This window comes from Ramlibacter sp. (assembly GCF_035706265.1).
In the GTDB taxonomy this organism is placed as follows: Bacteria; Pseudomonadota; Gammaproteobacteria; order Burkholderiales; family Burkholderiaceae_C; genus Ramlibacter.
In genome coordinates, this window is sequence record NZ_DASSVG010000646.1 from 1 (window position 1) to 6,721 (window position 6,721).

At 67.0% G+C, this 6,721-nt stretch carries 4 protein-coding genes; all 4 read left to right on the top strand.

Annotated elements, in window-relative coordinates:
* Nucleotides 1-188: 188 nt before the first annotated feature.
* Nucleotides 189-3,062 (top strand): 2-oxoglutarate dehydrogenase E1 component, encoded by a 2,874-nt coding sequence (locus tag VFM98_RS23145; protein WP_325112250.1) that lies wholly within the window; start codon nucleotides 189-191, stop codon nucleotides 3,060-3,062.
* A gap of 96 nt (nucleotides 3,063-3,158) precedes the next feature.
* Entirely contained in the window at nucleotides 3,159-4,424 is a 1,266-nt protein-coding gene (odhB, locus tag VFM98_RS23150) for a 2-oxoglutarate dehydrogenase complex dihydrolipoyllysine-residue succinyltransferase (protein WP_325112251.1), read from the top strand.
* Between the two features lie 77 nt (nucleotides 4,425-4,501).
* Nucleotides 4,502-5,932, top strand: coding sequence for a dihydrolipoyl dehydrogenase (gene lpdA, locus VFM98_RS23155; RefSeq protein WP_325112252.1), 1,431 nt, complete (start codon nucleotides 4,502-4,504; stop codon nucleotides 5,930-5,932).
* A 127-nt stretch (nucleotides 5,933-6,059) separates the two neighbouring features.
* The coding region (gene zapE / locus VFM98_RS23160; protein ID WP_325112253.1) for a cell division protein ZapE at nucleotides 6,060-6,721 on the top strand (662 nt) is incomplete at its 3' end.

The following is a 6,721-nucleotide window of genomic DNA, read 5'->3' on the forward strand; positions in this document are numbered from 1 at the left end:
CCTTCCCCCTGGGGGAAGGGAAACCTCGGGTTGCGAAAGCGGCGTGCCACGGAACGTGGCACAATCCGCGTCGCAACCCAAGGGCCCTTCCCCCACAGTCGCATCCGCCAACCGGTCCAGCCGTGTCGCGGAAGGTTCTCAACCAGCTCCATGCTCCTCGAAGGGGAGCGGAAAGTAGCGAACTCACGATGAGCGATCAAAGCTCCGTCTACACGGCCTACCAGGGCAATTCCTATCTCTTCGGCGGCAACGCCCCCTACGTCGAGGAGATGTACGAGAACTATCTCGCCAATCCCGGCAGCGTTCCCGACATGTGGCGCGAGTATTTCGACGCGCTGCAGAACGTGCCCGCCGTCGACGGCTCCAATGCCCGCGACGTGCCCCATCTGCCGGTGGTCAACGCGTTCGCCGAGCGCGCCAAGCAGGGCGTCACCCGCGTGGTGGTCGCCGCCGGCGCCGACCTCGAGACCGCCCGCAAGCGCACCGCCGCGCAGCAGCTGATCGCGGCCTACCGCAACGTCGGCGCCCGCTGGGCCGACCTCGATCCGCTCAAGCGCGCCGAGCGCGAGAACATTCCCGAGCTGGAGCCGTCCTTCTACGGCTTCACCGATGCCGACCAGGAGATGGTGTTCAACACCAGCAACACCTTCTTCGGCAAGGACAGCATGTCGCTGCGCGAGATGCTCAACGCCCTGCGCGAGACGTACTGCGGCACCATCGGCGCCGAGTTCATGTACATCAGCGACCAGGGCCACAAGCGCTGGTGGCAGCAGAAGCTGGAGTCGATCCGCAGCAAGCCCCAGTTCAGCCCCGAGAAGAAGAAGCACATCCTCGACCGCCTGACCGCGGCCGAAGGCCTGGAGCGCTTCCTGCACACCAAGTACGTCGGCCAGAAGCGCTTCTCGCTCGAAGGCGGCGAGAGCTTCATCGCCTCGATGGACGAACTGATCCAGCGCGCCGGCGAACGCGGCGTGCAGGAGATCGTGATCGGCATGGCCCACCGGGGCCGCCTGAACGTGCTGGTCAACACCCTGGGCAAGATGCCCAAGGACCTGTTCGCCGAGTTCGACCACTCCGCGCCCGAAGACCTGCCGGCCGGCGACGTGAAGTACCACCAGGGCTTCAGCTCCGACGTCAGCACCCCCGGCGGCCCGGTGCACCTGTCGCTGGCCTTCAACCCCTCGCACCTGGAGATCGTCAACCCGGTGGTCGAGGGCTCGGTCAGGGCCCGGATGGACCGCCGCGGCGACAAGCCCGGCAAGCAGGTGCTGCCGGTGCTGGTGCACGGCGACGCCGCCATCGCCGGCCAGGGCGTGGTGCAGGAGACGCTGGCGCTGGCCGAGACCCGTGGCTACTACACGGGCGGCACGGTGCACATCGTGATCAACAACCAGATCGGCTTCACCACCTCCGACCCGCGCGACACGCGCTCGACGCTGTACTGCACCGACGTGGTCAAGATGATCGAGGCGCCGGTGCTGCACGTGAACGGCGACGATCCGGAAGCCGTGGTGCTCGCGACCCAGCTGGCGCTCGAGTACCGCATGGAGTTCAACAAGGACGTGGTGGTGGACATCGTCTGCTTCCGCAAGCTGGGCCACAACGAGCAGGACACGCCCTCGCTCACCCAGCCCCTGATGTACAAGAAGGTCGCGGCCCATCCCGGCACGCGGAAGCTGTACGCCGACAAGCTGGCCGCGCAGGGCCTGGGCGAGTCGCTGGGCGACGACATGGTCAAGGGCTACCGCGCCGCCATGGATGCGGGCAAGCACACGGTCGACCCGGTCATCTCCAACTTCAAGAGCAAGTACGCCGTCGACTGGGCGCCGTACCTGAACAAGAAGTGGACCGACGCCGCCGACACCGCCATCCCGCTGGCCGAGTGGAAGCGCCTGGCCGAGCGCATCACCACGGTGCCCGAGAACTTCACCGTGCATCCGCTGGTGCGCAAGGTGCTGGAAGACCGTGCCGCCATGGGCCGCGGCGACATCAACGTCGACTGGGGCATGGGCGAGCACATGGCCTTCGCCTCGCTGGTCGCCTCCGGCTACCCGGTGCGCCTGTCGGGCGAGGACGTGGGCCGCGGCACCTTCGTGCACCGCCACGCCGTGCTGCACGACCAGAACCGCGAGAAGTGGGACGTCGGCACCTACATTCCGCTGCAGAACGTGGCCGAGAACCAGGCTGCCTTCACCTGCATCGACTCCATCCTGTCCGAGGAAGCGGTGCTGGGCTTCGAGTACGGCTACGCCTCCAACGACCCGCACAGCCTGGTGATCTGGGAAGCGCAGTTCGGCGACTTCGCCAACGGCGCCCAGGTGGTGATCGACCAGTTCATCGCCTCCGGCGAGGTGAAGTGGGGCCGCGTCAACGGCATCACGCTGATGCTGCCGCACGGCTACGAAGGCCAGGGCCCCGAGCACAGCTCGGCGCGCCTGGAGCGCTTCATGCAGCTGTCGGCCGACACCAACATCCAGGTGTGCCAGCCGACCACCGCTTCGCAGATCTTCCACCTGCTGCGTCGCCAGATGGTGCGCCCGCTGCGCAAGCCCTTGGTGATCATGACGCCCAAGTCGCTGCTGCGGAACAAGGACGCCACCTCGCCGCTCGCCGAGTTCACCAAGGGCACCTTCCAGACCGTGATCCCGGACCAGAAGGGCGACCTGAAGGCCGACAAGGTGAAGCGCGTGGTGATGTGCTCGGGCAAGGTCTACTACGACCTGGCCAAGAAGCGCGAGGAGAAGGGCGCCGACGACGTGGCCATCATCCGCATCGAGCAGCTCTATCCCTTCCCGCACAAGGCCTTCGCCGCGGAGCTGAAGAAGTACCCGAACGCGACCGACCTCGTGTGGTGCCAGGACGAGCCGCAGAACCAGGGCGCGTGGTTCTTCATCCAGCACAACATCCACGAGAACATGAGCGAAGGCCAGAAGCTGGGTTACTCCGGCCGCCCCGCCTCCGCCTCGCCCGCCGTGGGCTACGCGCACCTGCATGCGGAGCAGCAGAAGGCGCTGGTGGATGCGGCCTTCGCGAAGCTGAAGGGCTTCGTGCTCACGAAATAACCGGTTCGGCGTTGAGCGTCCGGCGTTGGGCGTGGACTTCCACGCGCGCCGGATCACGCTCGATGCCCGACGCTGAACGCTCAACCAGGAATTCAAATGGCTATCGTTGAAGTGAAGGTCCCGCAACTGTCCGAATCGGTTGCCGAGGCGACGCTGCTGCAGTGGAAGAAGAAGCCCGGCGAGGCCGTGGCGCTGGACGAGATCCTGATCGAGATCGAGACCGACAAGGTGGTGCTCGAAGTGCCCGCGCCGAGCGCCGGCGTGCTGGGCGAGATCGTGGTCGCCGACGGCGGCACCGTCACCTCCGACCAGGTGATCGCGAAGATCGACACCGAGGCCAAGGCCGGCGCTGCCGCGCCTGCCGCCGCCAAGGCGGCGCCTGCCGCAGCGACCGCGACCGCCGCCCCGGCGCCCGCCGCCGCGAGCGCCGGCGGTTCCAAGTCCGACGTGGCGATGCCCGCCGCCGCCAAGATGATGGCCGACAACAAGCTGGCCTCCGGTTCCGTGGCCGGCACCGGCCGCGACGGCCGCGTGACCAAGGGCGACGTGATCGGCGCGCTGGCTTCCGGCGTGATCGCCAAGGCCGCCGCCGGCGCCACGCCGCCCCCGCGTGCCGCCCTCACGCCGGTGGCCGCGCCGGTCGGCCAGCCGGACCTGGGCGACCGCCCCGAGCAGCGCGTGCCGATGTCGCGCCTGCGCGCCCGCGTGGCCGAGCGCCTGCTGCAGTCGCAGTCCACCAACGCCATCCTGACCACCTTCAACGAGGTGAACATGGCGCCGGTGATGGAGATGCGCAAGCGCTTCCAGGAGAAGTTCGAGAAGGAGCACGGCGTCAAGATCGGCTTCATGTCCTTCTTCGTGAAGGCCGCCGTGCACGCGCTGAAGAAGTACCCGGTGATCAACGCCTCGGTGGACGGCAACGACATCGTCTACCACGGCTACTTCGACATCGGCATCGCGGTGGGCTCGCCGCGCGGCCTGGTGGTGCCGATCCTGCGCAACGCCGACCAGATGTCTTTCGCCGACATCGAGAAGAAGATCGCCGAGTTCGGCCAGAAGGCCCGCGACGGCAAGCTGGGGCTGGAGGAGCTCACCGGCGGCACGTTCTCCATCTCCAACGGCGGCGTGTTCGGCTCGATGCTCTCCACCCCCATCATCAACCCGCCGCAATCGGCCATCCTGGGGGTGCATGCGACCAAGGACCGCGCGGTGGTGGAGAACGGCCAGATCGTGATCCGCCCGATGAACTACCTGGCCATGTCCTACGACCACCGCATCATCGACGGCCGCGAGGCGGTGCTGGGGCTGGTGGCGATGAAGGAAGCGCTGGAAGACCCGGCGCGGCTGCTGTTCGATATTTAAACGGAGAAAACACGGCCCCTGACGGGGCCGTGTCCTTCTGACGGGCTTCGCCCGAACAAGAGCAAGAAACCTCCCCCATGGCCAACAAACAATTCGACGTCATCGTCATCGGCGGCGGCCCCGGCGGCTACATCGCTGCCATCCGCGCGGCGCAGCTCGGTTTCAACACCGCCTGCATCGACGACTGGAAGAACCAGCAGGGCGGCCCCGCGCCGGGCGGCACCTGCACCAACGTGGGCTGCATCCCCTCCAAGGCGCTGCTGCAGTCCTCCGAGCACTTCGAGCACGCCGGCAAGCACTTCGCCGACCACGGCATCGGCATCTCGGGCCTCACGATGGACGTGGCGAAGATGATCGCCCGCAAGGACACCGTCGTGAAGCAGAACAACGACGGCATCCTCTACCTGTTCAAGAAGAACAAGGTCTCCTTCTTCCACGGCCGCGGCTCCTTCGCGGCCGCCGGCGAGCAGGGCTACGAGATCAAGGTGAGCGGCGCCTCCGAGGAGACGCTGGTCGGCAAGCACGTGATCGTCGCCACCGGCTCCAACGCCCGCGCGCTGCCGGGCGTGCCTTTCGACGAGGAATTCGTGCTGTCCAACGACGGCGCGCTGCGCATCCCCAGCGTGCCGAAGAAGCTGGTGCTGATCGGCTCCGGCGTGATCGGCCTGGAGATGGGCTCGGTGTGGCGCCGCGTGGGGGCCGAGGTCACCGTGCTGGAAGCGCTGCCCACCTTCCTGGGCGCCGTCGACCAGCAGATCGCCAAGGAAGCGAAGAAGGCCTTCGACAAGCAGGGCCTGAAGATCGAGCTGGGCGTGAAGGTCGGCGAGGTCAAGCGCGAAGGCGAGGGCCTGTCGGTCGCCTACACCGACGCCAAGGGCGGCGAGCACACTCTCCAGTGCGACCGCATGATCGTGTCGATCGGCCGGGTGCCGAACACCAACGGCCTGAACGCCGAAGCGGTGGGCCTGAAGCTGAACGACCGCGGCGCCATCGAGGTCGACGACGAGTGCCGCACCAACCTGCCCAACGTGTGGGCGGTGGGCGACGTGGTGCGCGGCCCGATGCTGGCGCACAAGGCGGAGGAAGAGGCCGTGGCGGTGGCCGAGCGCATCGCCGGCCAGCATGGCCACGTCAACTTCAACACCATCCCGTGGGTGATCTACACCAGCCCCGAGATCGCGTGGGTGGGCCGCACCGAGGAGCAGCTGAAGGCCGACGGCGTGCAGTACAAGGCCGGCACCTTCCCCTTCATGGCCAACGGCCGCGCCCGCGCGCTGGGCGACACCACCGGCATGGTGAAGTTCCTGGCCGACGCCAAGACCGACGAGATCCTGGGCGTGCACATCGTCGGCCCGATGGCCAGCGAGCTGATCTCCGAGGCCGTGGTGGCCATGGAGTTCAAGGCCTCCAGCGAAGACATCGCCCGCATCTGCCACGCCCACCCGTCGCTCTCCGAAGCGACCAAGGAAGCGGCGCTGGCGGTGGACAAGCGGACGTTGAACTTCTGAACAGCCAACGGCCGGACGCAAAGGACGCAAAGGTCACGCAAAGGACGCGAAAGGAATTCCATTGATGGTCTCTTTTGCGTCCTTTGCGGATCCTTTGCGTTCTTTGCGTCCTTGCATTTAGGTTTTCATGAGCGTCAGAGCTGTTTACGAGCGTGAACTCAAGGCCCGCGGCTACCAGCCGGATCCGGCGCAGTTGCGCGGGGTGGCGGCGCTGGAGCGCTGTGCCACCGACTGGTCGGGGTACAAGGAGCAGCGCTCCAACGCCTTCAAGAAGCTGATCAACCGTCCCCCCATCCCGCGCGGCGTCTACCTGCACGGCGGGGTGGGGCGCGGCAAGAGCTTCCTGATGGACTGCTTCTTCCAGGCCGTGCCGGTGGTGCGCAAGACCCGCCTGCACTTCCACGAGTTCATGCGCGAGGTGCACCGCGAGCTGGCGGAGCTGCAAGGCACCGTCAACCCGCTCGACGCCCTAGGTGCGCGCATCGCCAAGCGCTACCGCCTGATCTGCTTCGACGAATTCCACGTCGCGGACATCACCGACGCGATGATCCTGCACCGCCTGCTGGTCGCCCTGTTCGACAACGGCGTGGGTTTCGTCACCACCTCCAACTTCCGGCCCGACGACCTCTACCCCAACGGGCTGCACCGCGACCGCATCCGGCCCGCCATCGACCTGCTCAATGCGAAGCTGGAGGTGGTGAACGTGGACAACGGCACCGACTACCGCCGCCGCACCATGGAGCAGGTGAAGCTGTACCACACGCCCCTGGGCCGCGAGGCGGATGCGCT

Coding starts and splice junctions, on each gene's coding strand:
- VFM98_RS23145 (WP_325112250.1), top strand. CDS start 189: ATGAGCGATCAAAGCTCCGTCTACACGGCCTACCAGGGCAATTCCTAT.
- odhB (WP_325112251.1), top strand. CDS start 3,159: ATGGCTATCGTTGAAGTGAAGGTCCCGCAACTGTCCGAATCGGTTGCC.
- lpdA (WP_325112252.1), top strand. CDS start 4,502: ATGGCCAACAAACAATTCGACGTCATCGTCATCGGCGGCGGCCCCGGC.